This window comes from Polyangium sorediatum (assembly GCF_029946465.1).
Taxonomy (GTDB): Bacteria; Myxococcota_A; Polyangia; order Polyangiales; family Polyangiaceae; genus Polyangium; species Polyangium fumosum.
The window spans coordinates 20,043-45,714 of the sequence record NZ_JARZHI010000048.1 but is presented as its reverse complement, the minus strand read 5'-3'; the positions used below and the strand labels follow the sequence as shown (position 1 = coordinate 45,714).

The following is a 25,672-nucleotide window of genomic DNA, read 5'->3' as shown; positions in this document are numbered from 1 at the left end:
ATGACGTACAACAACACGATTTCGAGGCTCGCCTGGTTGCCGCTCTTCGTAAGCCTCGTCGGCTGCAACCGGGACTGGGACGCGTACGATCCGCGGCTCGGCGGCGGAGGCGCGGACGTGGGGACGAGCGCGTCGAGCGGCAGCAGCAGCTCCGGGGCGGGCGGCGTCGGCGGAATGGGAGGCGAGGGCGGCGCGTCGAGCAGCAGCAGCTCTGCAATGGGCGGTGGGGGCGGCGCGGGCGGTGGGGGCGGGGCTCCGCAGTGCACGATCGCCTTGAAGGACGATTTCGACGACGAGATGATCGATCCAGAGAAATGGTCGCTCTACGAGGAAGGCGGCGCGTCGGTCGCCGAGTCCAAGGGCAACGTGGTCGTGACGATCGCGCCCGGTGCCACCGGATACGCGGTGCATTACTCGACCCAGCCGTACGACGTTTCGAATTGTGGCGCGTTCGTCCAGGTGCTGGAGGTCCCGAACCCGACTGCAGAAGCTTATGCGGCGTTCCAGATCGGCACGGGGAGCGATAACGCGGTCGAGATCGCTTTCTACCAGGGGACGCTGTACTGCCACAAGATCCTCGCCGACAACTACATCGATGTGGCGTTCACCGAATACGATCCCATCGAGCACGCGTTCTGGCGCCTTCGCGAGCAGGACGGGACGACGTTCTGGGAGACGTCGCCCGACGCGCAGCAATGGACGGTGCAGGCGAGCGAGCCGAACCCGCTGCCCGTCGTCGGAGAGCTGTACGTGGCCCTGACCGGAGGGATCGACGCGCCGGCGCCGAACCCGGGCCGGGCACGTTTCGACAATCTGAACATCCTGCCCTGACGCGGGCCGGCTGTTCAGCGCGTCAATGTGATTCGACGCTGATCACGTTGCCCGTCACGTCCGTGGCCACGGCCCGGATGCGGAGCAGGCCGCTCGTGACGGTGCCGACGAGCCCCGTGAACGTGAAATCGACTTCGTACCTGGGCATCGTGTTGTTGTATTTTTGCGGCCGCACGAGGATACCCTCGTTGTCCGGGTCGTCGATGACGACGTCGGACTCGCTCGACGAATAGGTGCGATTCCAGTCGTCGATGTCGTAGGCCCGCTCGGAGAGGGGCACGAGGCCTTCGAGGATGGCGCCGGCGTCGGCCTCGAAGGTGGCGACGGAGACGCGGCGGAGATCGAGCTCGCCCGCGCCCACACGCGCCGTGATCGTGACCTTGGGCTGGAGGGGGTTCGTCATGTCCACCTTGCCAATCTCCAGGGTGGGTGCGCCTTTGTCCGTGTAGGGCAGGACTTCGAGCGGGTGGACGCAGTCCTTTTTGTTGTCGCCGGGCTTGCGAATCTCGAAGTGCAGGTGCGCGAAGCCATTCGAGGCCTTGCCGCTCAGGGCGATGACCTCGCCGGCGTCGACGCTGTCGCCGACGTCGACGTCGACCTCGGAGCAATGGACGTACGTGCTGTAATAGCCGCCGTGATCGACCTTGACGAGCATACCGCCGGCGCTCGTGTTTTTCTGAATCTCGCTGACCCGGCCCGCGGCGACCGCGTAGACGTCCGTGCCCTCGGGGACGGCGATGTCGATGCCGCGATGAAAGTCGTAGACGTCGTCTTCCGTACGGACGCGGGGACCAAAGGTGGATGAGAGCGGAAAATCACCCTCGGTCGCGCCGCTGATAGGCCATACGACTGGTCCATCGGCGCCGCAGCCGGCGAGGAAGAGCGCGCCCGCAGAAACGAGGACGGAAGCACCCCGCAGCAATAAGAATTTCATGAATGTATGATATCATTCGTAGCCGGTCGCGGGAGGGAAATGCGCCGGCGATTGCGTGCCGTTCAGGGCAACGCGGCGCCCTGGGGCAGCTCTGCGCGAAAATTCGGCGCAAGCAGATCCCGCGCGAGCTGGACCTCGACGAGATCGAAGATCGGGCTGTCTGCGACTTTACGCAGGCGCTCCTGTGTGGCCGGGTCGCCCGACGCGCGGCGTGCCATGGCCGTGTAAAACTCCGCCTCCACTCGCTGCGAGGCATTCTGCGCAGCCGCGAGGAGGCCTTCGTCCGTCATACGCCCGAGCGCCCACTGCGCGAGCTTGACGACCCACGCGTCGCGATCGCCATTCGTCGAGAGCGCACGCGCAGTCGTATCGTCCGGCGTCACGCGAAGCTCCCGTTCGAGGAGGAAGAGCCAGAGGCCGCCATAGATGCGTTCTTCCTGATCGACGTCGGCTTCGAGGCCCTGGCGAACAGCCGCGCGCGCGGCGTCGAGGTCACGCCGGACGAGCGCGCGCGAGACGACCTGGAGGACCGTGGCGCCGAGGGCAGGGCGATCGGTGGCTGCAATGGCGAGGGCCCGATCCTGCGCGCGTCGCGCCGCCTTGGCGTCGCCGTACGCTTCGAGGACGCGGCCGAGCAAGGTCTCGGCCCGCGCGCGCGTGCCCGCCTCGCCGCGTTGCTTCTGCGAGGCGAGCGCCGCGGAGAGCGCGTCCGCGAGCTCGGCCTTGGCCGCATCGGTGGCCCCGAGGTCGCGGTGAATCTCGAAGGCGAGCAGGTGCGCCTCGGCGAGGTCGGCGAGGGAGGCACGCGCGTCGGGCGCGGAGAACGCGCGGCGCAGGTTGTCGAGCGCCGCTGCGGAGTCCTTGGCCTGACGATCGGCGCGCGCGACGCGGAGCCACGCGGCGACCGAAGGGTCGCCCTTGGCAGCGGCGACGAAGAGCGGGCGCGCCGCGGCGAGGTTGCCAGCGTGCACCTCGACGGAGGCCATGAGCAAGCGCAGGCGCGAAGGCGTGGGTTCGAGGCCCGCGGCCGCAATTTCCGGGCGATCGGCCGCCGCGAGCAGAGGCGCCGCCGCGCGGAAGGTGCGGCGCACGGCGTCGATGTCCCCGATGTCGGCGTCGATGGCCATGCCATCGAAGACGATGTGGTTCGCGGCCGCGAGGAGCCTCGCGTTCGGCTGCGGGCCGAGCGCGCTGGCGAGCACGGCCGGCGCGCCCTCGGACATGCCGAGCAGGACGAGCTCTCCGGCGAGGATCCGGGCCGCGGAGAAGTCCTTCGGGTCCTTGCGGTACGCTTCGAGCACGCTGCCCCAAAGGCCCGCCTCGACGAGGCGCGGATCGAGGCGCTCCTCGCGGTCCTCTTCCTCTTCGTCGCTCATCGGGGTGCGTTCGTTGACGAAGGCCGAGGCAAGCAGCTCCCACGCGCGCGCGTCGCCGTCCTCGGCGGCCATCAGGAGGCCCTGGCGGAGGCCAGGCGCGGCGATGAGGCGGACCTCGGAGCTCTCGATGCGCGAAAGGGCGCTCTGCGCGTCGCCGTGCCGCGCGAAGATCGAGGCGAGCATCATCGCGCCGGTCTCGATGGCGCGCGCGGCCTCCATGGCCTCGGCGCGCTCGGGCCGCTTGCCCGTCTGCCGGAAGATGCGGTTGATCTCGATGCCACGCCCGACCCACGCCTCGATCGCGTTCGCCGCGGCGTCGAGCGTCTCGCCGGACGGATCGACCATGGCGCGCGCAGCGAGGTACCGCGCCTCGGCGCCGAGCTTCACGCCAGGGCTGCCCGCGTGGGTGTCGCCCATCCAGCGTTCGAGGTTCGCGAGGTGCTCGTCGAGCTCGGTGCGCCCCGGGGCGTTCGTGCCGAGCGCGGAGGCGCGCATGCGCATGAGCGCGTGCACGCGGCCCTCGTCGCCGAGGCCCGAGAGGTGGCGGATCGCGCCGTCGAGCGCGCGCGCGCCGGTCGCGTCGACCATCGCGCCTTGCCCTTCGCCGACGCGGACGAGGTAGAGCGCGCCGAGCACGCTCGCGGTCCCTCGCTCGGCATGTCCGAGCGCGAAGCGGCGTTCGGCATGCGCGAGCTGGCGGCGCACGACGCCCGCGACGAGGCCGAGCCGCTGCGGGGTGCGCGCGCCGTCCGAGAGGACACGCGCGAGGCTGGCGGAGAAGTCCGCGTCCTGGACGTCGACGGCGCGGACGGGGCCCTCGACGACCTGCACGGGGGTCTTCGTGGTCCGGTTCGACGTCCCGCAGCCCACGGAGCCGGCGGCGAGGAGCGAGGCGAGGATGGCTCGGGCGAACGCGCGCGCGCGGGGCGTAGATCTCGAAGGCATCTTCGCGGAGTGTACACGGCGGGCGCGAACCTGCACGAGGGCACGAGGCCCCCCGGACGTCGGAAGCAGGCTGGAAACCGGCGTAGACGAACCGGAGCGCTTCGCGCTTACGCCTTCGTGCTCAGCTTGTGTCCGAGGAGCTTGCCGGCGAGCTCGTCGCCAAGCTCGTTCGCCATGAGCTTTTCGACGATCGCCTCGGTCTCGCGTCGCTCTTTCTCGTCGTTGTACTGGAACTCGATGCCCATGCCGGCGGGGGAGTCGGGCGTGGCGTCGACGGGACGCACGATCCACTTGACCCGCCCGCGGAGGCGGAGCGGCTCGGCCAGGTTCTTGATGCTGAGCGCGAAGACGAACTCGGTGTTCACGTCGAGGGGCCGGTCCGTGCGGATGAAGGTGCCGCCCTTCGAGATGTTGCGCGTGTAGTCGGCGAAGAACGTGTTGAGCCGCTTGTACTCGACGTTCAGCTCGATGGCCGCGCGGCCTCCGGTGTTTCGCCGGTCGCTCACGGGAGTAACCTATCCCCAACGTCGCGAGACTACAATCCGGGCATGCACTGGAAGGAGAGGCTCTCCTCGCTCAAGCGGGCCGCCGAGGATGTGGTGTTCGGGGCGCGGACGGTAGGCCGCGTCGCGATCCAGACCAAGATGCCGAGCCACATCCGCTGGACCGGGCTCGAAGCCACCGCGCGCGAGCTTTTGCGGACACGCAAGGCCACGCCGCCGCTGCTCTTTCACTTCATGGCGCACAACGATCCGCACACCGTGGGCCTCGTGGGGCTCTCGGCGTCGCCGAGCGGCAGGCTCATGGAGGATCGCGCGTACTCGTTTCAGGAGATGAACGAGCGCATCGAACGCATCGCCGCGGGGCTCGCGGAGCGAGGTGTTCGGCCCGGCGATCGGATCGCGCTGATGATCAAGAACCGGCCGGAGTTCGTGCTGCTGCAGATCGCCGCGGGGAAGCTCGGGTGCGGCGCGGTGAGCTGCTCGTTCCGGTCGACGCCGAGCGAGCTCGAGTACGTGGTGATGCACTCGGGCGCGCGCGCGCTGTTCTTCGACGTGGACGTGGTCGAGACGGTGCGCGAGGCGGCGCCGAAGCTCGCGCAGATCGGCGGCGCGCGATGTTTCTCCGTGGGCGGCGAGGCCCTGTCGTTCCCGACGCTCGAAGCGCTGGTCGCGTCGGCGAAGGGGCCGCCGCCGAAGCCGGGCGACGAGCCCGCGGTGGTGATGTACACGTCGGGCACGACGGGCAAACCCAAGGGCGCGGTGCGGCAGTTCGCGAAGGGAGCGACGAGCGCGGCGCTCGCGTTCATCGGGGAGACGCCGATGGAGATGGGCGAGGTGCACCTCGCAGTGTGCCCGCTCTATCACGCGACGGCGTTCGGGTTCATCACGATGTCGTATCTCGTCGGGAGCACGGTGATCGTGCTGCGCGACTTCCGGCCCGAGTCGTTCCTCGAAGCGATCGAGCGCTACCGCGTGACCACGACCGCCGTGGTGCCGACGATGCTGCACCGGATCGTGGAGCTCGGGGAGGAGACGATCCGGCGCTACGACACGTCGTCGCTGAAGGCGATCTTCACGGGCGGCGCGGCGATCTCGATCCCGCTCGCGAACGACGTGCTCCGGCTCTTCGGGGACAAACTGTTCAACTTCTACGGGGCGACGGAGACGGGCGTGGTGACGCTCGCCAAGCCGGCGGATCTGCGCGCGGCGCCGGGCACGATCGGCCGGACGATCCCGGGCGCGGAGGTGCGGCTCTACGACGAGGCGGGGCGCATCTGCGGGCCGGGCGAGGTGGGCGAGCTTTACGCGCGGAGCGGGCAGCTTTTCTCGGGCTACCACGCCGACGACGCGGGCACGCGCGACGCGATGCGCGACGGGTTCTTCTCGGTCGGTGATCTCGCGCGGAGGGACGAGCGTGGCTACTTCTTCCTCGAAGGTCGCAAGCGCGACATGATCATCTCGGGCGGCGTGAACGTGTATCCGGCCGAGGTGGAGCACGTGCTGCACGATCATCCAGCGGTCGCGGAGGTCGCGATCGTGGGCGTCCCGGACGAAGCCTGGGGCGAGCGGGTGCGCGCGTTCGTGGTGCTGAAGGCGGGCGCGCGCGCGGAGTCGAAGGAACTCGAAGCGTTCGCGCGCGCTCGGCTCTCAGGCGCGAAGGTGCCGCGCGAATTCGTGTTCGTTCCGTCCTTGCCGCGCAACCCGACAGGCAAGGTGCTGAAGCGCGAGCTGCGCGCCATGGCCCTGTGACGAGCGCGGAGGTTTGGTGTAGGAGGGCAGGATGGTCCTCCGCGTTGGCCTGCTCGTCGGACGTGAGCGCTCTTTTCCCGATGCCCTGATCGCCGAGGTCGCGCGGCGCGACGCCGGCGTCGTGGCGAGCTACGCCGAGCTCGACATCACCTCGATCGATCGGCCGCCGCCGTACGACGTGCTCGTCGATCGCATCTCGCACGAGGTGACGTGTTACCAGCCCGTGCTGAAGCTCGCGGTGCTGAACGGCACGCGCGTGGTGAACAATCCGTTCTGGCGGATCGCGGACGACAAACTCTTCGGGACAGCACTCGCGGCGCGGCTCGGCGTGCGCGTGCCGAGGACCGTGGTGCTGCCGTCGAAGTCGTACGGCGAGGGCGTGTCGAACGAGACGCTCTGCAACCTGCGTTTCCCGCTCGACTGGGAAGGCGCGGCGCGCGAGCTCGGCTTCCCGATGTTCATCAAGCCGCACTGGGGCGGAGGGTTCCGTGACGTCTATCGCGTGAGCTCACTCGAAGAGCTGTGGCGCGCGTACGATCGGACGGGGATGCTCACGATGATCGCGCAGGAGGCGATCCCGTGGTCGCAGTACGTGCGGTGCATCGTGATCGGCAAGGAGCACGTGCTGCCCGCGTTGTGGGATCCGCGGCTCGGGCACTTCGACAGGTACGTGCGGGCGAGCGAGACGATGCCGCCGCTCGAACCCGCGCTGCTCGCGCGGTGCGTGGAGGACGCTCGTTCGCTCTGTCGCGCGCTCGGCTACGACATGAACACGGTCGAGCTCGCGATCCGCGACGGCGTGCCGTACGCAATCGACTTCATGAACTCGGCGCCCGACTTCGACATCACGTCGCTCGGGCCCGAGCACTTTCCGTGGGTGGTGGAGAAGATGGCCGACCTCGTGATCCGGCTGGCCCACGAGGGGCCGCCGAAGCCGGCGATGAGCTTCAAAGACGTGATGCGCTGATCACTCGGCGTCGGCGAGGGCGAGCGCCTCGTGCGCGTCGGCCTTCGCAGAGACCGGCTTGCGGGAGCCGGGCGGCGGCGCGAGGCGCTTGCGCTTGATCATCTCGACGAGCGTCGTGCGGTTCAGGCCGAGCAGGCGCGAGGCGCGGTTCTTGTTCCAGCCCGTGCGCTCGAGCGCCTGGAGGATCATGCGCGTCTCGAACTCCTCGACCGCAGCGCGCAGATCGAGCCCCTGCACGGGCAGGGCGCCGAGCAGGAGCGGCGAGGCGGGCGCCTTCGGCGCGCGGATCTCCTCGGGCAGATCCGAGACGGTCACGAACGGGCCCTCGGCGAAGCCGATCGCCTGTTCGATCGCGCGTTCGAGGCCACGCACGTGGTCGGCGAACATGTGACCTTCGAGCAGCGAGCTCGCCTCGGGGGAGATGCCGCGCAGATCGCTGCGATGGGCGCGCGCGGCGTGGAGCTCGAAGAAATGCTGGACGAGCTGGGGCAGGTCGTTGGCGCGCTCTTGCAGGGTCGGGAGCTTGACCGTGGTCTCGGCGAAGAGCGCGCAGAGCGCGGCGTGACAGCCGCTGCTCGGATCGAGCGGTCGCTCGGAGGTCGCGACGAGGCGCGTGTCGCCGTGGTTCGCGAGGGCGACGAGCTCGTCGGAGAGCTCGGCGGGGAGGCGATCGATCGCGACGACGACGAGCGTCCCTCCGCGGGCGCTCTCGGCGGCGGCGTGGAGCGCGGCGGCGTCGAGGGGCGCGCTCTCGTCGGAGAGCACGACGAGCGGGCCCTGGGCCGTCGTCTCGTGCAGGACCCGCGCGAAGAAGCGCTTGCCGGCGCCGGGCTCACCGACGAAGTGCACGGGCGCGCGGGACATCGAGAGGCGTCCGATCACGCGGACGACCTCCTCGATCATGGCGCTTTGCCCGACGACGCGAGACCCCATGAAGGCCAGCGCCGGGCGCACGGCGCGGGTCTGCGAAGAGGGCTGGGTTTCGTGGCTGTGCTGATCCTGCGTGGCCGTCGACATGTCAGGAACTCCCCGATGCTGAAGTCAGGTCCGCAATGGACTTCAGCAACGGGCATGCCAGCCAAGGAATTGACGAAGTTTCGCAGATTTACGTCAAATGGGGGGGTCGAGAAAGACCCAGGCTTGATTTTGTAAGCTATCGAAATGACGTAGGTGTCGATCCCGTGACGTTCCGTCAGGAGGGTATCGGTTGACCCATGGGGGTCAACGTGGACCCCCCTTGCGGAACCGACGTACGAAGGCCGCGACGCCGGCGAGGGCGGTGAGGGCGAGGCCACCGGAGGTGGGCAGAGGCGCGTCGGTGCCCGCGGCGCGGCAGGCGCAGCCGCTCTCCTGCGAGATGTCCTGCGACGGAGCCACGGGGCCGCCGAAGCCCACGCCCTTGAGGACGATCTCCTGGACCGGGTCGTTCGGATCGTTCGAAGCGATGAACAACGTCGCCTCGAAGGGGCCGTTTTTCTTGGGCATGAAGCGCACGGCCGTGTCCGCCGTGACGCCGGGTTCGATCTCGAGGCTCGGATCCCACGCGGGGAAGAGCTCCGGGCTGCTCGATACGATCGTGACCTTCGCGCGCGCCTCGCCCGCATTCCACAAGCCGAAGCTCTCGAGGCTCTTCTGGCCGACCTCGACCTCGCCGAAATCGATCTCGGCCTTCGGCAGCACGAGGTCGGGCAGGGGAACGTGGACGCGTTGCTTGGGGAACGACCACTTCGTCTCCGTGATCGGGAACGAGATCGGGATGTCGACGATGTCGAACGAGAAGTTCTGGCCGAGGATCTCGACCCACATGCCCGGGATGAGGTGGATGATGCCGTCGTAATCGATGTTCCCCTCGGGATGCACGTCGAGGTCGATCGAGGGGCCGTTCAAGTACTCGGCCTTCGTCTCGCCGTCCTCCTCGGTGATGTCGCCGCCCGCGACGGGTTTGCCCTCGACGTTTTCCACGACGATCCGCTCGGTCGTGTACGTCGCGGCGAGCTCCATCTGCACGTCGACCTTGAGGCCGCCGTCCACGAGGACGCTGGGAATGCTGATGATGTCGCTGAGGGGGACCTCGATGATCGTCTGCTTCGTGGTCTTGCTGGCGAGCGTGACGCCGGGCTTCCAGCCCCATGCGTCGAAGATCTGTTCCCCTTCGACCTGGAAGTCGATCTGCGGGATGTACGGGATGTCGCCGACCCAATCGTAGGGGATGCCGGCGATCTTCACGTGGAGCTGCGCCTGCGCGCCGAGTTCGACGCCGTAGTGATACGAGAGCAAGCCGCCCTCGGGCGTGCCGGGCGCGCGAAGGAGGAGCGCTTCGGGCCAGCTCGTTTCGAGCGCGCCTTTGAGCGTGACACGCGTGGTCGCATAAACGCCCGCCCACAGGTGGACCTGCAAGGGCGAGTTCGCCGGGACCCAGCCGGTGTCGAAGCTCCATTCGATCGGGAGTGAGTCGCTGTGCGAGAAGGCGATCGGGGCGGTCTTGCACCAGTCGGGATCGACGTCGCAATCCACGGCGACGACCTCGGCGCGCGCAGCGCTCGGAAAAAGCGCGACCCCGAGGGCAAAAGCAGAGGCCGCGAGAACACCTTTTCGCCAAAGAAAGCGCGTCTTCATGATCGCGGCGCATTATCGCCGCGATGCCCCGCGAAAGCCATCCGCGATGCGCGGCTTTTACCGCGCGCCCGCCATCGCGCCGACGGCGATGGCCACGGCCGCGAGCACGAGCGCCAAAAGGATCCACGGCCACCGCGTCGCCGGCTGTCCCGGGCGCTCCGCGGCCGTCTTCACGGGCGACGCAGGCTTGGGATCGAGCGCGACGGCCTTCGCCACGGCCGTGCGGAGTTCGAGCTCGGTGTCGCCGATGGCGAGCGCGTCGGCGTCGTCGACGGCCGCAGGCGCGATGACGTGATGCTCGTCCCGCGCGCCGGAGAGGGCCTCGGCAAAGGCGCGCGCGGTCTCGTACCGCTCGTCGGGGTTTTTCGCGAGGGCGCGATGGACGACGGCTTCGAGCGCGGGCGGGATGTCCCGATCGGGGCTCGACGCGCGCGGCGAGGGGACAGGCTCGGTGAGGTGCGCTGTCATGGCCGCGATGGGCGTCTTGCCCGTGTAGGGCGCGCGGCCTGTGAGCATCTCGAAGAGGAGCACGCCGGCTGCGTAAATGTCGCAGCGATGATCGACGTCGTCGCCGCGGACCTGCTCGGGCGACATGTACTCGGGCGTGCCGAGGATCATGTTGCGCTCGGTGAGCGAGGTGCCCGAGGGATCGCGGTGCAGCGCCTTGCCGAGGCCGAAGTCGACGACCCAGACCATGGGCACGCGGCCCGTGCCGAGCTCGCCCTGGATGATCACGTTCGCGGGCTTGAGGTCGCGGTGCACGAAGCCGCCCGCGTGCGCGGCGCCGAGCGCGGCGCAGATCTGGAGCGTGATCTCCACGGCATCGTCGATCGAGGGCCGATGCTTGCGGAGCGCCACGTCGAGCGAGAGACCCTCGACGTATTCGAGGACCAGCACGGGCAGGCCGTCGTCCTCGGTGACGTCGAGCAGGCGCACGATGTGGTTGCCTTCGAGCTGCGTCAGGATCGAGGCCTCGCGCGTGAAGCGGCGCGAGAAGAGCGGGTCGAAGCAGAGGCTCCGGTGGATGACCTTCAGCGCGACACGCGCGTCCGTCTCGCCGTCCTTTGCGACGTAGACGATGCCGCTCGCGCCCTCGCCGACGACGGACTCGACGGTGTACCGCGCGGCGACGACGCAGCCCGGCGCGAGCTGCTCGGCGCCGGAGGCGATCGGGGCGCGCGGCTCGCCTTGCTCCACGCCTACCGACCTCCCGCAGGCGCGCGGCGTGGCGCGGAGGGCGCCGCGGACGCGGACGCAGAAGGGATCACGGAGGGAGGCGGTGCGGCGGCGCCGAGGGTGCTCGCGTTCGTACAGGCACGAACGATCTTCGGGGAGAGCTCGATCGGGTCGAGGACGAGCGTGGGATCGGCCTCGCGCCAGGCGAGGCAGGAGGTCTCGGCGAGGCCCTGGGCGTCGAGCGCGACGTAGGCCTCGACGAGGCGCTGGTGGATCTGCGCGAGCTGCGTGCGCGAGAGGTCCCCCGAGCCGAGCATGCGGCTCGCGCGCGCGACGGCGTCGACGTAGCGGCCGTTGCGCACGTCGGCGGCGAGCTGCGGCAGGTCGGTCTCGACGCGGCGCTGGGCGTCGCGCGCGCGGCCTGCGCCTTCCGAGCGGACGAGCGCGCCGGCGCTCGCGGCGAGGGTCTTTCCTTCGGCCGTGAGCTCGAGCTCCGTGAGCGGCACGAGCACCACGTCGCCGCGCTGGAGGGCTTCTCCGCCGAGGCGGTTGTACCGATCGAGCATCCACGCCTTGTCGCGCTGGCCGAGGAAGCGGTAGGCGACGGTCAGCGTGGAGTCGCCCGGACCGGCGACGTAACGCAGGTTGTAGGGGACGCGGATCTCCTGGCCTTCGGTCGGCTGGATCCAGGGCTTGGCTTCGTTCGTGAGGGCGAGGACGTCGCTGCGATCGGGGTGGCCGAGCAGCGTATCGGCGAGCGAGGTCCAGGTCTCGCCGGCGGCGACGCGGTGATGCCCGACGGACGGGATCTCCAGGCGCATGCCGGGCACGATCGACAGGCCCCTGCCTGCGTCGAGGGCGTTCGCGGAGACGAGGATCTGCTCCATCTCGACGCGGCCGTACACGCGCTCGGCGATCTGCGCGAGCGTCTCGCCGGCGCGGACGACGTGCGGGAAGGCGCCTGCGGGTCGGGCGGGGACGAGGAGGAGGGCGAGCGCGGTCGCCACGCCCGCGAGGAGGATCCTCCGCGGGCCGTGCCGGCGACCGAGACCTTGGCGAAGCACGCTCCGAGCGTACCAGACGGACGCGAGGAATGGCGACCGGTTACGCCCGCGGGGGGCAGAGGAAGGACGGCTCTGCCGCCCGACCGGAGCCCCCGACCGTCAGGCCAAGAGCGCCTCCAGGAGGGACAGGCTCTCCTCCTCTTCCGGATCGACGGTCCCATCGGCCTTGACCATACGTCGCGCGAAATCGAGCACCATTTGCCGGTGCGCGCGCGGGATGGCGGCCGGGTCGACGTCCTCGGCGCGCGGCGGCACTTGCAGCCAGCCCTCGACCTGCTTTGCCTCGTCCGGATCGAGCTTCAGCTCTTTGACCATCTTGTGGACGAGAGCGCGCTCCTTGGGCTTGACCTCGAGATCCGCCCAGGCAAACGAGCACACGAACCCCATCACCCGGAGACGATCCTCGCGGCTCAGGTTCTTCAGCATGGCGGTACTCTATCAGACCTGGTCAGGACGGTGGGGAACGTCTGCGGCCGCAGCGGCGGGCGCGGCGAGCGCTCGGGAGGGTCGAAACACGAGGGCCGCGAGCAGGCAAAGGACCGGCGTGATCACCACGTGATACCGGTCTTCGCCGAAGAAGATCGCGTGCGTGAGCGCCACGGTGGCGACCGCGAAGACGAGGTACCCGACGGTCGCGTTGCGGGCCGGCGCGCCCGGGAGCGGCAAGGCGCCGAAGAGCACGATCAACACGGCGAGCGGCCAGAACGGATGCGCGTCCGCGGAGATGCCGTGGAGGACGACGCCCACGACCGCGAGCAATGCGGCGATCTGCGTGAGCCGCGCGCGCAGCGGCAAACGCCCGAGCGGGGAGGCCACGAGGCCGAGCGCGGCGAGCGCGAGCAGCGCGACGTGCACGGCGGTGAGCACGGCGCGCCCCGTGGCTTTGCGGGGCTCGGGCCAGGCCGCGGGGTTCGCCTCGCCGAGGTAACCCATCGGGAACGACTCGTGATCGAAGGTGTGGCCGAGCTTCTTCGGGACGAGCGAGAGCCAGCGGATCGGGTCGTTCGTGATCCAGCGCAGGCCCTCGTCGCGCCAGCATTGATCCTGCTGGACCTGGCCCGTGACGACCTTGCAGCCGTCGCTCGCGCGCAGCGTCTCGAAGCGCCCCGTCGCGCGCGGGGAAGCGCCGATCGCGAGGTTCCATCCGGCGTTCGTCGACACGAAGGCGCACCCGTCCATCACGCGGCAGTTGCGCGCGGTCCAAGGCACGACGACGAGCACGGCGGTCGCGAGCGCGAGGCCGGCCGTGACGAGACCCTTCTTCAGCTTCGTCCGAAGCGTCCCGTCGCCCAGCGTAAACAGACCCAAAGCCGGCGCGCAGAGCAAGCTTTGCGGCCGGACCAGCGTGGCGAGGCCGAGCGTGAGGCCCGCGAGGAGCGCGCCGCGCAGCGGTCTTTCCTTGGCGTCCCGCGCGACGAGCCACCCCGCCGCGACGAGGCCGAGCGCGGCGAGCGGCTCCGTCATCACGAGCGCGGCGTAGATGATGAGGCCGGGATCGAGCGCACAAAGCAGACCCGCAGCGCGCGCACGGTTCTTCGTCGTCGCGTACCGCGCGAGCCTGTGCACGAGCACCGCGACGAGCGCGCCCGTCACGGCGTTGACCACGGGCGCGGTGGCGGGCCCTGCGCCGAAGAGACGGTAGAAGATCGCGAGGAAGCCGCTGTAGCCGACGGGGTAGTGGCACCACGGGTGCCAGATGCGTTGTCCCCCGACGACGACGTCGTCGGAGTAGCCGAGGCCCTCGGCGATGCGGCGGGCGCCGAAGTCGTAGTAGTGCCCGTCCCACACCGGTTCGCGGGCCCAGGCGATGGCGACGTAGAGGCGCGGCAGGAGCGCCAGCACGAAGAGGGCGGCCGAAAAGAGCCGATCCCGTCCTTCGTCCGAAGGCTTATCCACTGCTCCTCGCGCGCCCAAGGGAAAGATCTCGCAGCCTTCGCGAGTACGTCTTCGCGACCTGCGCAGGGTCGAGCTTCAGGTGCTTGGCGACCTGCTGGACGAAGCCCTGCACGTACACGAGCGCCGGCAGATCCCCGAACGACTCGTTCTCGATCGCGTTCAGGTGCGCGACGTTGATCTTCGTGCGCTGCGCGATCTCGGTGATCTCGATCCCCTGCGACTCGCGCACCTTGCGCAGGAGCGCGCCCGTGAACTGCGTCTCGGCGTTGATCTCGCGCGCGAGCTCGGCCTGGAGCATGGCGAGCTCCGCCATCTGCGCGGCGTTGCTGCTGCGCTGCGGCACCACCGTGGCCGGCGTGTCGTCGGGGAACGTGGAGAGGTCGTAGGCGCGGCGGCGCACGGGATCGAGCAGCGTGTCGTGCGCCTCCTCGATCCGCGCCTGCACCTGGCGCAACACCTCGGGCGCGACGACCGAGCAGAGCGGCAAGCTGCCCTCGCGGAAGATCTCCCGCTGCCGCTTCACGGCGCGGCGGATCTCGTCGTCGGCCGCGGTGCGTGGCACGCCGAGCACTTCGTACAGCGTGGCGGGCAGGGCGGCGGCGCGCTGCTGGGTGGCGGGCGCGCGGGGCGGGAGCGCGCCGCCGCGGGTGCTCTGCGCGGCGAGCAGCGCGAGGATGCGGCGCGCGACGCGCTCGATGTTACGCGCGCTCTTCGACGTCGGGCTGTCGATCAGGAGCGGCTGCCTGCGCCGCACCGTCAGCCACACGGCGTCGTCGTGCTCGATGTGGCCAAGGTTCTCGAGCGAGATGCCGAGGAAACGCTCGGCGATCACGGACATGCTCACGCCGAGGTCGAGGTCCGAGCGCAGGCGTGTCTGCCCGACGACGAGGTGCGCGGCCACGCGGAGCATCTCCTCGGCCGCGACCTTGGCCACGCCGTCGTCGTAGCGCTTGATCTCCGCGACGATCGCGGGCGGCGGGGCCAGCGGCGGCAGCGCCGCGATCACGCGCTCGACGAGGCGCAGCTTGAAGCGCTCCTTCGTGAGCGCGCGCCGCAGCACGCGCAGGTAGAGCGCGCGGCAGAAGCGATACGTCGTCTCGATCGCGAGCGGCTCGGGCGCCGTCACGCAGATCCCCACGTCGGCTTGGAGGAAGAGATCCAGCGTCGAGGCCGTCGTCGAGGCGCCGAGGTTCAGGAGCACGTAGTCGACGTCGAGCTTCTCGATCTGCCTCGCCCAGTGCGACCCGCGGTTTGGTCGGATCGGCGTCGCCGTCATGGGATCGTAGGCCGTGGGCAAGAGGCGCAGACCCGGCACGATCGTGCTCACGGGCTTGGCCTTGCCCTCTTCGAGCGCCTCGCTCGTCACGAGCGGCGGCGTCTCCAGGCCGAGCACCCCGTGCAGGTTCGAACCGAACGGATCCGTGTCGCAGACGACGACCTCGCGGCCGAGCTGGGCGAAGTAGACGCCGAGGTTCACGGTGAGCAGCGTCTTGCCGACGCCGCCGCGCCCGCCTCCCACGGCGATCACCCGCCGCGTGCGTGTGCCCGAGGCCGACTCGATCATGGGCGGCGGCGGGATCGTGGGTGTCAGCCGCTCGTTGTCGTCGTCTCCGGGCACGGGCACGCCCGGACGTGTACCACAGGATCTGCTTGGCCAGCCCAGGACGCGCCTGTCTCGACACCTGGGCCCAACCGAGTTAACCGCCACGCATGGCCAAAGTCCGCCCCTTCCGCGCCTTCCGCCCCCCGCCCTCCTTGGCCCTCGACGTCGCGAGCCCGCCGTACGACGTCATCTCCACGGCCGAGGCGCGCAAGCTCGCGGAGGGCAACGCGGCGAGCTTCCTGCACGTCTCCCGCCCCGAGATCGACCTCCCCGAGGGCACGGACGAGCACGACGACGCGGTCTACGCCATGGGCGCGCACAACCTGGCGAAGCTCATCGCCGAAGGCGCGCTCGCCGCGGACCCCGAGCCGCACCTCTACCTCTACGCGCAGACCATGGGCGACCACCGCCAGATCGGCGTCGTCGGCTGCGCGGCCGTCTCCGAGTACCTCGCAGGCACGATCAAGAAGCACGAGAAAACCCGGGCCGACAAGGAAGACGACCGCACGCGCCACATCGAGGAGCTCGCCGCGCACGACGAGCCCGTCTTCCTCACGTACCGCAAGGACCCCACGATCGACGCGCTCGTCCGGGCCTCCACCGAGGCGCCGCCGATCTACGACTTCACCACGAAGGACGGCGTCGGCCATCGCTTCTGGGTGCTCGGCCGCGACGCCACGCGCGCCCTCGAAGAGCGCTTCGAGGAGGTCCCGTGCCTCTACGTGGCCGACGGCCACCACCGCAGCGCCGCCGCGGCCCGCGTGCACCAGACGTACCGCGGTGACGGCCGCGAGCATGACGTCTTCCTCGCGGTCGTCTTCCCGCACGACCAGATGAAGATCCTGCCCTACAACCGCGTCGTGCGGGACCTCGAAGGCCGCTCGCCCGAGGCGATCCTCGAGCGCCTCCGGTCCGTCATGCAGGTCGAGCCGCGCCCCGACGGCCTCGCCGCGACCCCGCCCGAGCCGCGCACCTTCGGCGCGTACCTCGCCGGCAAGTGGTACCTCCTCCGCGCCCCGCAGGATCCCGTTCGGGCCGAGGATCCGGTCGCCTCGCTCGACTGCTCGATCGCGCAGGACCTCCTCCTCGGCCCGATCTTCGGCGTGAAGGACCCTCGCCGGGACAAACACGTCGACTTCGTGGGTGGCATCCGCGGCTACGGCGAGCTCGAGCGGCGCGTCGACGCGGGGGATTTTACCTTGGGCCTCCACCTCTACCCCACGCAGATCGAGCAGCTCTTCGCGGTGAGCGACGCGGGCCTGCTCATGCCGCCGAAGAGCACCTGGTTCGAGCCGAAGCTCCGGAGCGGCCTCTTCGTCCACACCTTCTGAAGCGCCTGGCCGCTTGCCGAGTGGCCTTTTCCGTGGAAACGAGACTGCCCCACGCCGATGCCCCTCACGCGCCGCCAAGCCCTCGCCTCCGGCCTCGCCCTCCTCACGCTCGGCGGCGGCGGTTACGTCTTCTGGGCGGCGTCTCGTTTCCCGCCGGACACCACGCCTGAGGGCGCCTACCTGCGCATCGCCTTCAGCCTCTCGCAGGGCGACGCCCGCACCTGCTTCCATTACCTCGAAGACTCTGCGCAGCACGCCGCCTACAGCATCCGTGATTACCGCAAAAAGGCGAGCGAGCGCATCGCGCAGGCCTACCCCGAGCCCGAGCGCACGCGATTGGTCGACGCGTACCGCACGCACGCGACGGCCGAGGACGGGGCGGACGTCTGGGTGGACCTCGCCACGAAAAAGGGATTCGTGACGCGGCTCCGGCGGGACCTCTCCGGCATGGCGAAGGTCGAAATCGTGGGTGAGCGGGCGACGGTGGAGACGGCGCGCGGGACGCGGTACGGGTTTCGGCGGCGCGAGAATGGGATCTGGGGGCTCACGTTGTTCACGGCGGATCTCGTGGCCGAGTCGGAGCGGGCGGCGCGGGATTGGGACATCGTCGAGCGCGCGGCGAAGGATTACGAGCGGGGGCGCTAGGAGCGATTCCGATGGCAGACGACGACGATCTCCAAGGGCGGCTCGACACACTCACGGTCTCCGAGATGCGGCGCCGTGTCGACCTCGTGGTGGCTTTCCTGCGCGAACAACGCCGCGCGCTCGCGGTCGAGGTGGGAATGACGCTCGAGGACGCCCCCGGCCCGAGGCCCACGGTCGACCACGAGCAAGGCCAGCGGCATTTGCAGGAGCTCATGGAAATGCTCCCGCTGCTCCGGAGGCGGCTCACGCCGGAGGAGCGCGCGCGGATGAAGCCCCAGAGCGAAGCGCGATCGGAGCAGATGAAGGAGGTCCTCGACGAGCTCGCCTCGCAGCCGGAGCTCTTCGATTCCCTCATGGAGGAGGGGGGACACGAGGTCCGGCACGAGGACATCGTGCGGATGCGCGAGGACATCGAGAAGATGGACATGCTCAAGGACGTGGAGCGGGAGCTCCGGCTCCTCGTGGAGGAGATGCGCGCGTACCGGGAGCGGCTCGAAGCGAGCGTCGCGGACATCATGAAGAAGGCAGGCGGACCCGTCGGCCAGGGCTGACCCGTACCAAGCCTTCCGTAGGCCTCCCCACGGCCCTCTTGTATGTCCGCGGTATCCCATGATACCGTCCGCGCATACCCATGGCCTTCCGAAACCTCCGCACCGAAGAAATGCTCCAGGTCTCCGCCACCTGGATCGACCTTCAATCCCCCGCTCGCGCCGCCCTTCTCGGAAACCCCGATCTCTCCGCCAAGCTCCCCCGCATCGACGAGATCCATACCATTCTCGCCGTCGCGGCCCAGCCCTCCAAGAATCCGCGGCTCGACGAGATCAGCGCCGAGGAGGCTAAGATCGACGTCCGGCACGATTCCATCATCCGGGGCGTCTTCGGGTTCCTCACCTCCACCGCGGAGCTCGTCGGCGGCGAGGCTGGGGCCGATCTCATCCAGCTCCGCGATATCCTCGTCCCCGACGGCCTCCCCAGCCTGCAAAAGACCTATCGCGCGCAGGCCGGTCAGGCGCAGCAGCTCGCCGATCGCCTCACGCCCGCGATCAAGATGCGCACGAGTGCCATTCTCATCGGTCACGTGCCCGCGCAGAAATCCCTCACGGCGTACCTCGAAGAGTGGATTGCCCTCGGCAAGCAGCTCGGCGAGCGCGAGGATGAAAAGGGCCGCCTCCTCGCCGAGCAATCCGAGCTCGCCAGCGGGTCGGCGCTCGTCAAGGCGCGCAATCGGTGGATCCGGGTCGTCAATGCGTTCGTCGCCGACGGCGATCTCGCCGAGCTCGCGCCCGCCACCGAGGCGCTCGTCTTCGGGCCGCTCCGCGACGCGGAGAAGAAGGCCGACGCGCGCGCGAGGAGCGCCCCCACTGCCAACGTCCCCGAGAAGGCCTAGTCGAACCACCTGGAACCGCCGCCGACCTGGCTCGCCGGTGGTTCGAAACCACCTGGAACCGCCGCCGACCTGGCTCGCCGGTGGTCCGAAACCCCTCCGCGCCGCCGCCGACCCGGCTCGCCGGTGGTTCGAAACCACCTGGAACCGCCGCCGACCCGGCTCGCCGGTGGTTCGAAACTACCTCGCCCCCTCGACGACCTGCCTCGCGGGTGGTTCAGTCCCGCTCGCCCCACCATGACCGCCTACCGCGGCCGCTTCGCTCCCTCGCCCACCGGCGCCCTCCACCTCGGCAGCGCCGCGGCCGCCCTGTTCTGCGCCGCCGCCACCCTGCAAGCGCGCGGCACCCTCGTCCTTCGCATGGAAGACATCGACCGCCCGCGTGTCGTCCCCGGCGCGGCCGAGGCGATCCTCGACGACCTCGCCTGGCTCGGCCTTCGCTGGGACGAGTCTCCTGCGCAGGGCGGCCCCTTCGCGCCGTACGTGCAATCCGAGCGCTTCGCCCTCTACGAAGCCGCCATCGAAGCGCTCGCCGCGCGTGGCCTCGTCTACGCCTGCGACTGCTCCCGCGCCGAAATCGCCCGCGTCGCCAGCGCGCCGCACGCCGGCGAGGAAGGCCCTCGGTATCCCGGCACGTGCAGGCCCTTCGGCATGCAGAAGCGCGACTTCAAGCGCCCGCCCGCCGTGCGTCTCGCCGTGCCCGACGACGAGCGCGCGCGGGTCACCGTCCACGACCGCGTGCTCGGCACGTACACCGAACACGTCGGCCATGGGACCGGCGACTTCGTCCTCCGCCGCGGCGACGGCGTCTTCGCGTACCAGCTCGTCGTCGTCGTCGACGACCTCCACATGCAGATCACCGACGTCGTGCGCGGCGGCGACCTCGCGAGCTCCTCCGCGCGGCAGACCCTCCTCGCGCGGCTGCTCGGCGGAACACCTCCCACGTTCGCGCACGTCCCCTTGCTCGTCGCCGACGATGGCAGCCGCCTCGCGAAGCGGGACAAGCTCATGCCGCTTCGTGATCATCGCGACGCGGGCCGCGACCCACGCGCGCTCGTGCGCGCCATCGCCCGCGCGTACGGTCACGACCTCGGCGACGCCGAAGCTCCCCTCGAAGCGCTCGCCGCGTCCCTCGACTGGTCCCGCTTGCCGCGTGAATCCGTGCGTGTGTCGGCGATCGTCGCGCGGTAAGATTGCCCGCCGATGCACCGCGAGAGCTCCGCCACGTCCGATGCGCTCATCGGAGCTGTCATCGACAAGCGCTTCCGCGTCATCCAGTACCTCGGCAGCGGAGGCGTGGGTCACGTCTACGTCGCCGAAGGTCTGCGCGGCGGGCGCAACGGTCCTCGCGTCACCGTGAAGGTGCTGCGCGTCGAGCACCAGGCGAACGAGATGTTGCGCGCGCGCTTCCATCGCGAGATCGCCGCCGCGAGCCGCGTCACCGATCCGCGCGTCCTCCAGGTTCACGACGCCGGCACCTTGCCGAACGGCCTGCCGTACTTCGTGGCCGAGCACCTCGTCGGGCTCGACCTCGCCGACACGCTCTCCTACGCGCGCACGCTCACGCCCGTCCGCGCCACGCGTATCGCCGTGGATGCCGCCTTCGCCCTCGCCGCCGCGCACGCGTCCGGCGTCGTGCACCGCGACGTCAAACCCGAGAACATCTTCCTCGTGCACGCGCCGGACGGGCGCGAGCTCGTGAAGCTGCTCGACTTCGGCTCCGCCTGGATCGACGGGGATCCGGGCGGCAAGGACTCGTTTCGTCTCACGTCGCGACGCTCGGCCGTCGGCACGCCCGAGTACATGCCGCCGGAGCAGGCCGCGGGCGAGCTTGCAGAGCCGACCGCCGACATCTACGCGCTCGGCGTCGTGCTCTTCGAGATGCTCGCCGGCGCTCCGCCGTTCGTCGGCCCGCCCGCGGTGATCGCCGAGAGGCACGCCGTCGAGCGCCCGCCGCCGCTCCGCGCGGGAAACGTCGCGCTCGCAGCCTCGACCGCGCTCGAAGCCGTGGTCGTTCGTGCGCTCGAAAAGGACCCGGACCGGCGGTACGGTTCCGCCGTCGCCATGGCCGAGGCCCTGCGCGACACCCCCGAGGGACGTTGTTTGCGGTGAGAGTGCACACGATTCTGCGGTGGACATTTGCCCCCGGGGCCGTCCCCTGCTAGACGCCCTGAATCCTCTCGAAGGGCGGCCCAGGCCGTGCAAAGCGCTCGGACGAGCCGAGCAACACACCCACGAGCCGCATGGAAGCCATGGGGCGAACGACCCCCTCTCCTCTGAATCCCCTGCCTGATTACGCCGAGGCCGACCTCGAGCCGAGCTACACCGTCGGCCCGGCGCCGCTCCCGCTGTGCGAGCCTGCGCGTCGATACGACGTCTCCTTCGACGAGGCGCGCATCGACCCGGACGTGCAGAAGGTGATCCGGCGCCTGACGCGTCACGGTCACGAGGCGTACCTCGTCGGCGGCTGCGTCCGTGACCTCCTGCTCGATCGGAGCCCCAAGGACTTCGACGTCGCGACGAGCGCGCGGCCCGAGGAGGTGCGCGAGCTTTTCCGCAACTCCCGCATCATCGGCCGTCGCTTCCGCCTCGTGCACGTCCTCTTCCAGGGCGGCAAGGTCATCGAGGTCGCCACGTTCCGGCGCAACCCGAAGGACGACGGCGACGAGTCCGCCGAGCTGCTCATCCGCAGCGACAACGTCTTCGGCGTCGCGAGCGAGGACGCCATGCGGCGCGACTTCACCATGAACGCGCTGTTCTACGACATCGAGGCGCGCCAGATCCTCGACTGGGTCGGCGGCATGGCCGACGTCGAGCGCCGCGTGGTGCACACGATCGGCGACCCCGAGACGCGCTTCCGCGAAGACCCGGTGCGCATCCTGCGCGCGCTCAAGTTCGCAGGCAGGCTCGGCTTCGCGATCACGCCCGACGTCTACGATGCCATCGTCTTCTGCCGCGAGGCGCTCGCGCTCGCGGCGCGCCCGCGCCTGTCGGAGGAGATCCTGCGTCTCTTGCGCGGCGGTCAGGCGCGCCGGACGATCTACCTCGCGTGGGAGACGGGCGTGCTCGACGTGCTCTTGCCCGAGCTGTCGTCGCTGCTCTACGACGAGGAGCGCGAGGACGGCCCGGGCATCCGGCAGTGGCGCTTGCTCGAGTACATCGATCAGCGCAGCGCCGAGGTGGGCGGGCTCGACGACACCGTTCTCTGGACCTTGCTCCTGCTCGAACCGCTCAAGGAGGCGTGCGACGGCGCGCGCGACCGGGGCGCCGCGGTGGCGGATTTCCTCGAACCGCTGATCGAGCGGCTCGCGCTCTCGCGCAGGTACGCCGACGGCATCCGCCGCATCATCGGCGTGATGCCGCGCCTCGCGACGGGCCGCGCGGGTCGCTTCGCCCGCACCGAGTTCTTCCAGGCGGCCCTGGAGGTCGCCTTCGCCGACCTCACGGCCCGCGGCGAGCCCACGACCGCGCTCGAGCGGTTCCGCGGCGCCGCGCCTTCGACGTCGTCGCTGCCGCACCATCACCATCGCGAGCGGCCGCATCCGTCCCACCGCGGACGGCGATAGGCCCAGCGCGCGGATCGCTCTGGTACGCTTCGCGGGTGTCCCGCACGACAGGAGGACCCGCGATGACCAGCTCGAACGACCTTCCCTCGCGCATCGAGAGGCTCGAGTCGCTGGAGGCGATCCGCACGCTCAAGGCGCAGTACGCGGTCTTCGCCGACCGTTGCCTCACCACGCCGAGCGCCGAACACGCCCGCGCCCTCGCGGACCTGTTCACCGACGACGCCACCGCCGACTACGGCTTCTTCGGCACGTTCTCCGGCAAGGAGGCGCTCTTCCGCGCCTTCGCCGAGCAGCTTCCCGCGAGCTCGCGCTGGGCCGCCCACCACGTGATGAACCCCATCCTGTCGGTCGACGGCGACACCGCGGAGGGGACGTGGTCGTTCGTCGCGCACAGCGTCCCGCGTGAACCAAAGGACGCCACGAGGCTGACGTATTTCGGCAGCTACGAGGAAAAGTACCGTCGCGTAGGAGGCGCCTGGAAGATCGCCTCGATCATCGTCCACTTTTCCTCGCCCTGACGCGATCCCACGCGCGTCGCGTGGAACTTCCGCGCCCTTCGTGGTTCACTAGCGGAACGTCATGCGCGTGGCTCCTCCTTCGCTCCCCGCCCGCTCGCGACTTCGACGCGCCCTCGCGCGCCTTCCGTTCGTGCCCTTCGTCCTCGCCGCGTCGATCGCCCTCTCGGGCACGGTCGACGCGCAGCAGAGCTCGATCCTGCACGAGTTTCTCCCGCCCGATCCGCAGGAGAACCTCTCGTGGAGCACGACGACCATCGACGGCGACCTGCCCGCCGCGGTGCAGACGCCGAGCGGCATCGCCACCGCGCCCGATCCGCGTCGGCCGCCCGACGCGCGCAACCTCTACGGCGGCTCGACGACCGACGACACGCCCGAGTCCACCTACGAGCCCGACCGGGACACGCGCCGCCCCAACGTCGAGAACTACGAAGACCCCTTCACGCCCTCGACCGCGCCCTTCAAGCGCCTGCGCGCCTTCGACGCCGTCCTCGACGACTACACCCTCGCCGTTCGCGACAAGACCCTGCGCCCCGTTCCCATCGGCGGCACGCTCGCGCCCGGCGAGGAGACCTTTTACGGCGACTTCTCCGTCGGCCTCGTCCCCGATCAGCCCGTGCGCATCCCGAACGTCGGGCCCGGCTCGCGTTTGCTCCGGCTGAGTTCGAACCCCGAGACGCGCATCGAGGTGCTTCGCGACGGCGCCGACAACTGGTTCGTCCGCGGACACGATCGCAAAGAGGTGCGCCTCGTGGTCCAGCTCGGCATCCCGCGCGCCGCGTTCGGCAGCGCGTTCACGGACGTAGGCTGGACCGAGCTCGATCGCCTCGTGCCGCCGCAGCCCACCACGCACCGCGCGGCCTTCGCCCAGGTCGCCGACGCGATCGGCATCTCGCGCGCGATGCGTCCGCGCGACGTGCTCGAAAAGATGGTCGGCTACTTCCGCTCGTTCGAGCCCTCCGACGATCCGCCGCGCGGCCGCGAGGACATCTACCTCGACCTCGCGCTCACGCGGAAAGGCGTCTGCCGACATCGCTCGTTCGCGTTCCTCGTGACCGCCCTCAACATCGGCCTGCCCGCGCGTATGGTCGTCAACGAGGCGCACGCGTGGGTCGAGGCGTTCGATGGCAACCTCTGGCATCGCATCGACCTCGGCGGCGCGGCGCTGAACATGGAGTCGCAGCAGGACGATCGGCCCGCGCACCAGCCGCCGCCCGATCCCTACGCTTGGCCGGAAAGCCAGGACTCCGGACAGGAGATGGCCGACCGCGCGCGGAACGACGCCGGCGGCCAGAGCGGGAACGCGCAGAATGGCGGGACGAACGGCGCCACGCCTTCGCCGAGCGCGACGACGTCGTCCAGCGCGGCCCCGCCGGAGCCCGCGCCCGCGCCGAGCGCGACGGAGCCCGCGGATCCGAACGCGCCGCCCGCGGAGATCACGGTGGGCGAGGTCGGCCGGGACGTGCGGCGTGGCTTGCCGGTGATCCTGCGCGGCGAGGTGAAGAGCGGCGGCAGCGCCTGCCCGAACGTGCGCGTCGACGTGGTCCTGCGCAGCACGAACGCGCCCGAGGGCATCGTCGTCGGCTCGCTCTCCACCGACGAGCGCGGCGCGTACAACGGGCCCGTCGTCATCCCGCGCGAGCTCTCGCTCGGCGAGTACGAGCTCGGCCTGCGCACGCCGGGCGGCGCGCGTTGCGGGGCGGGGGGGACCAAGTGACCGAGCGGGGCGAGCCGTAGGTGTTCGTCGAAGGCGCGCCTCGCCTGGCCGTCGGCGCGGCCGTGATCGATCGCGGGGAGAGCGAGCCGCGTGTCTTGCTCGTCCGCCGCGCGCACCCTCCGATGGCCGGGACGTGGTCGCTACCGGGGGGACGTGTCGAGCCGGGCGAGCGGCTGGAAGTCGCGGTCGCTCGGGAGGTGCTCGAGGAGTCGGGGCTCGTCGTAAGAGTCGGTCCGCTCGTCGAGGTCGTCGAGGTCGTGGATCCTCCCTACCATTACGTGATCCTCGATTACGCGTGTCTCCGGACGGGCGGCGACCTAAGGGCGGGGGACGACGCGAGTGAGGTGATCCTCGCGCGTGTGGACGATCTCGGCCGTCTCGGGGTGACGGAGGCCGTTCGGCGGGTGGTGACCCGGGCGCTTGTCTTGCAATGAGGTCGGATGGCGGGATCGTCCGCGCGCCATGCCAGAGGCCTGCGCAATGCCCGTGCAAGGGCCGCGCATCGGGAACCGGGCCCTTTGTTTGGGACGGATGAATCGCATGTGAGGGACGTGGGAATCCGCGCGCCACGCCGAGGCCACGTGGCCCATCGATTGCACCTCTGACCTTCGTGCGCATCCTCGAAGTCGACCCCGGTCGCTGGCGCGTCGAATTCGACAGCGGCCTGGGCCTCGAAGTGGTCCTCTTGTTCAGCCGCACCGTGGCCTTCTGGCGATGGGGCGGGGAGCTCTTCGCGGAGGTAAATATCGGGGAGTCATGAAGGCGATTGGAAATGAAGAGGAGGCTTCGGAAGAGCCTGCCCGATGTGGCAGGCTCTTCCTCTTTTCGGCGCGGAAGCCGGGCGTGGTAGTCTC

At 70.0% G+C, this 25,672-nt stretch carries 24 protein-coding genes; 14 read left to right on the top strand and 10 right to left on the bottom strand.

Translation table 11 applies throughout. The features are described from left to right. Positions 1-831 (top strand): SseB family protein, encoded by an 831-nt coding sequence (locus tag QHF89_RS35520; protein ID WP_136966705.1) that lies wholly within the window; start codon positions 1-3, stop codon positions 829-831. Between the two features lie 22 nt (positions 832-853). Here QHF89_RS35520 and QHF89_RS35515 read toward each other — a convergent pair whose 3' ends face one another. The 3 genes from QHF89_RS35515 to QHF89_RS35505 all read right to left on the bottom strand — a co-directional run bounded on the left by QHF89_RS35515 (position 854) and on the right by QHF89_RS35505 (position 4,592). Beyond that, positions 854-1,765, bottom strand: a complete 912-nt coding sequence (locus QHF89_RS35515; protein ID WP_136966706.1) for a M23 family metallopeptidase — start codon at positions 1,763-1,765, stop codon at positions 854-856. A gap of 62 nt (positions 1,766-1,827) precedes the next feature. Beyond that, on the bottom strand, positions 1,828-4,086 hold the full coding sequence (locus QHF89_RS35510) for a tetratricopeptide repeat protein (protein WP_136966707.1): 2,259 nt from the start codon (positions 4,084-4,086) through the stop codon (positions 1,828-1,830). A gap of 107 nt (positions 4,087-4,193) precedes the next feature. Then, positions 4,194-4,592 (bottom strand): PilZ domain-containing protein, encoded by a 399-nt coding sequence (locus tag QHF89_RS35505; protein ID WP_136932927.1) that lies wholly within the window; start codon positions 4,590-4,592, stop codon positions 4,194-4,196. Positions 4,593-4,634: 42 nt separating this feature from the next. Between QHF89_RS35505 and QHF89_RS35500 the strand changes: the two genes are divergently transcribed. Both QHF89_RS35500 and QHF89_RS35495 read left to right on the top strand, forming a co-directional pair. Next, on the top strand, positions 4,635-6,338 hold the full coding sequence (locus QHF89_RS35500; RefSeq protein WP_136966708.1) for a class I adenylate-forming enzyme family protein: 1,704 nt from the start codon (positions 4,635-4,637) through the stop codon (positions 6,336-6,338). Positions 6,339-6,369: 31 nt separating this feature from the next. Next, positions 6,370-7,305: an ATP-grasp domain-containing protein gene (locus QHF89_RS35495; protein WP_136966709.1), complete on the top strand. Its 936-nt coding sequence runs from the start codon at positions 6,370-6,372 to the stop codon at positions 7,303-7,305. On the opposite strand, the gene QHF89_RS35490 is transcribed toward QHF89_RS35495, so the two are convergent. The 7 genes from QHF89_RS35490 to QHF89_RS35460 form a co-directional block, all read right to left on the bottom strand. Beyond that, positions 7,306-8,322, bottom strand: coding sequence for a helix-turn-helix domain-containing protein (locus tag QHF89_RS35490; protein ID WP_136932930.1), 1,017 nt, complete (start codon positions 8,320-8,322; stop codon positions 7,306-7,308). A 204-nt stretch (positions 8,323-8,526) separates the two neighbouring features. After that, entirely contained in the window at positions 8,527-9,921 is a 1,395-nt protein-coding gene (locus tag QHF89_RS35485; RefSeq protein WP_136932931.1) for an Ig-like domain-containing protein, read from the bottom strand. A 57-nt stretch (positions 9,922-9,978) separates the two neighbouring features. Further along, positions 9,979-11,118 (bottom strand): serine/threonine protein kinase, encoded by a 1,140-nt coding sequence (locus tag QHF89_RS35480; protein ID WP_284721344.1) that lies wholly within the window; start codon positions 11,116-11,118, stop codon positions 9,979-9,981. A gap of 2 nt (positions 11,119-11,120) precedes the next feature. Then, a complete protein-coding gene (locus QHF89_RS35475; protein WP_284721343.1) occupies positions 11,121-12,161 on the bottom strand; it encodes a LysM peptidoglycan-binding domain-containing protein in 1,041 nt (346 codons plus the stop codon). Between the two features lie 99 nt (positions 12,162-12,260). After that, complete coding sequence (locus tag QHF89_RS35470) at positions 12,261-12,587, bottom strand: tellurite resistance TerB family protein (RefSeq protein ID WP_136966710.1); 327 nt, start codon at positions 12,585-12,587, stop codon at positions 12,261-12,263. Positions 12,588-12,599: 12 nt separating this feature from the next. Then, on the bottom strand, positions 12,600-14,057 hold the full coding sequence (locus tag QHF89_RS35465) for an ArnT family glycosyltransferase (RefSeq protein WP_284721342.1): 1,458 nt from the start codon (positions 14,055-14,057) through the stop codon (positions 12,600-12,602). After that, a complete protein-coding gene (locus QHF89_RS35460) occupies positions 14,050-15,681 on the bottom strand; it encodes a helix-turn-helix domain-containing protein (protein WP_284721341.1) in 1,632 nt (543 codons plus the stop codon). The genes QHF89_RS35465 and QHF89_RS35460 overlap by 8 nt, the downstream gene beginning before the upstream one ends. 86 nt (positions 15,682-15,767) lie before the next feature. Between QHF89_RS35460 and QHF89_RS35455 the strand changes: the two genes are divergently transcribed. The 11 genes from QHF89_RS35455 to QHF89_RS35405 all read left to right on the top strand — a co-directional run bounded on the left by QHF89_RS35455 (position 15,768) and on the right by QHF89_RS35405 (position 25,578). Further along, positions 15,768-16,991, top strand: a complete 1,224-nt coding sequence (locus QHF89_RS35455) for a DUF1015 domain-containing protein (RefSeq protein ID WP_136966712.1) — start codon at positions 15,768-15,770, stop codon at positions 16,989-16,991. 57 nt (positions 16,992-17,048) lie between these two features. Then, positions 17,049-17,636, top strand: a complete 588-nt coding sequence (locus QHF89_RS35450) for a hypothetical protein (RefSeq protein WP_136966713.1) — start codon at positions 17,049-17,051, stop codon at positions 17,634-17,636. Positions 17,637-17,647: 11 nt separating this feature from the next. Beyond that, positions 17,648-18,187, top strand: a complete 540-nt coding sequence (locus QHF89_RS35445; protein ID WP_136966714.1) for a hypothetical protein — start codon at positions 17,648-17,650, stop codon at positions 18,185-18,187. A gap of 80 nt (positions 18,188-18,267) precedes the next feature. Next, positions 18,268-19,023, top strand: coding sequence for a hypothetical protein (locus QHF89_RS35440; protein WP_136966715.1), 756 nt, complete (start codon positions 18,268-18,270; stop codon positions 19,021-19,023). Positions 19,024-19,257: 234 nt separating this feature from the next. After that, on the top strand, positions 19,258-20,211 hold the full coding sequence (gluQRS, locus tag QHF89_RS35435; protein WP_136966716.1) for a tRNA glutamyl-Q(34) synthetase GluQRS: 954 nt from the start codon (positions 19,258-19,260) through the stop codon (positions 20,209-20,211). Between the two features lie 12 nt (positions 20,212-20,223). Next, on the top strand, positions 20,224-21,132 hold the full coding sequence (locus QHF89_RS35430; RefSeq protein ID WP_136966717.1) for a serine/threonine-protein kinase: 909 nt from the start codon (positions 20,224-20,226) through the stop codon (positions 21,130-21,132). A gap of 140 nt (positions 21,133-21,272) precedes the next feature. Beyond that, positions 21,273-22,586 carry a polynucleotide adenylyltransferase PcnB gene (gene pcnB, locus QHF89_RS35425; protein ID WP_136966718.1) on the top strand — a complete coding sequence of 438 codons (1,314 nt, stop codon included), beginning with the start codon at positions 21,273-21,275 and terminating at the stop codon, positions 22,584-22,586. A gap of 62 nt (positions 22,587-22,648) precedes the next feature. Further along, positions 22,649-23,104 (top strand): nuclear transport factor 2 family protein, encoded by a 456-nt coding sequence (locus QHF89_RS35420; protein WP_136966719.1) that lies wholly within the window; start codon positions 22,649-22,651, stop codon positions 23,102-23,104. 67 nt (positions 23,105-23,171) lie between these two features. Further along, on the top strand, positions 23,172-24,818 hold the full coding sequence (locus QHF89_RS35415; RefSeq protein WP_284721340.1) for a transglutaminase domain-containing protein: 1,647 nt from the start codon (positions 23,172-23,174) through the stop codon (positions 24,816-24,818). A gap of 20 nt (positions 24,819-24,838) precedes the next feature. Then, entirely contained in the window at positions 24,839-25,252 is a 414-nt protein-coding gene (locus QHF89_RS35410; protein ID WP_136928853.1) for an NUDIX hydrolase, read from the top strand. A 176-nt stretch (positions 25,253-25,428) separates the two neighbouring features. Then, entirely contained in the window at positions 25,429-25,578 is a 150-nt protein-coding gene (locus QHF89_RS35405) for a hypothetical protein (protein ID WP_153823572.1), read from the top strand. Positions 25,579-25,672 lie beyond the last annotated feature (94 nt).

Coding starts and splice junctions, on each gene's coding strand:
- QHF89_RS35520 (WP_136966705.1), top strand. CDS start 1: ATGACGTACAACAACACGATTTCGAGGCTCGCCTGGTTGCCGCTCTTC.
- QHF89_RS35515 (WP_136966706.1), bottom strand. CDS start 1,765: ATGAAATTCTTATTGCTGCGGGGTGCTTCCGTCCTCGTTTCTGCGGGC.
- QHF89_RS35510 (WP_136966707.1), bottom strand. CDS start 4,086: ATGCCTTCGAGATCTACGCCCCGCGCGCGCGCGTTCGCCCGAGCCATC.
- QHF89_RS35500 (WP_136966708.1), top strand. CDS start 4,635: ATGCACTGGAAGGAGAGGCTCTCCTCGCTCAAGCGGGCCGCCGAGGAT.
- QHF89_RS35495 (WP_136966709.1), top strand. CDS start 6,370: ATGGTCCTCCGCGTTGGCCTGCTCGTCGGACGTGAGCGCTCTTTTCCC.
- QHF89_RS35490 (WP_136932930.1), bottom strand. CDS start 8,322: ATGTCGACGGCCACGCAGGATCAGCACAGCCACGAAACCCAGCCCTCT.
- QHF89_RS35485 (WP_136932931.1), bottom strand. CDS start 9,921: ATGAAGACGCGCTTTCTTTGGCGAAAAGGTGTTCTCGCGGCCTCTGCT.
- QHF89_RS35470 (WP_136966710.1), bottom strand. CDS start 12,587: ATGCTGAAGAACCTGAGCCGCGAGGATCGTCTCCGGGTGATGGGGTTC.
- QHF89_RS35455 (WP_136966712.1), top strand. CDS start 15,768: ATGGCCAAAGTCCGCCCCTTCCGCGCCTTCCGCCCCCCGCCCTCCTTG.
- QHF89_RS35450 (WP_136966713.1), top strand. CDS start 17,049: ATGCCCCTCACGCGCCGCCAAGCCCTCGCCTCCGGCCTCGCCCTCCTC.
- QHF89_RS35445 (WP_136966714.1), top strand. CDS start 17,648: ATGGCAGACGACGACGATCTCCAAGGGCGGCTCGACACACTCACGGTC.
- QHF89_RS35440 (WP_136966715.1), top strand. CDS start 18,268: ATGGCCTTCCGAAACCTCCGCACCGAAGAAATGCTCCAGGTCTCCGCC.
- gluQRS (WP_136966716.1), top strand. CDS start 19,258: ATGACCGCCTACCGCGGCCGCTTCGCTCCCTCGCCCACCGGCGCCCTC.
- QHF89_RS35430 (WP_136966717.1), top strand. CDS start 20,224: ATGCACCGCGAGAGCTCCGCCACGTCCGATGCGCTCATCGGAGCTGTC.
- pcnB (WP_136966718.1), top strand. CDS start 21,273: ATGGGGCGAACGACCCCCTCTCCTCTGAATCCCCTGCCTGATTACGCC.
- QHF89_RS35420 (WP_136966719.1), top strand. CDS start 22,649: ATGACCAGCTCGAACGACCTTCCCTCGCGCATCGAGAGGCTCGAGTCG.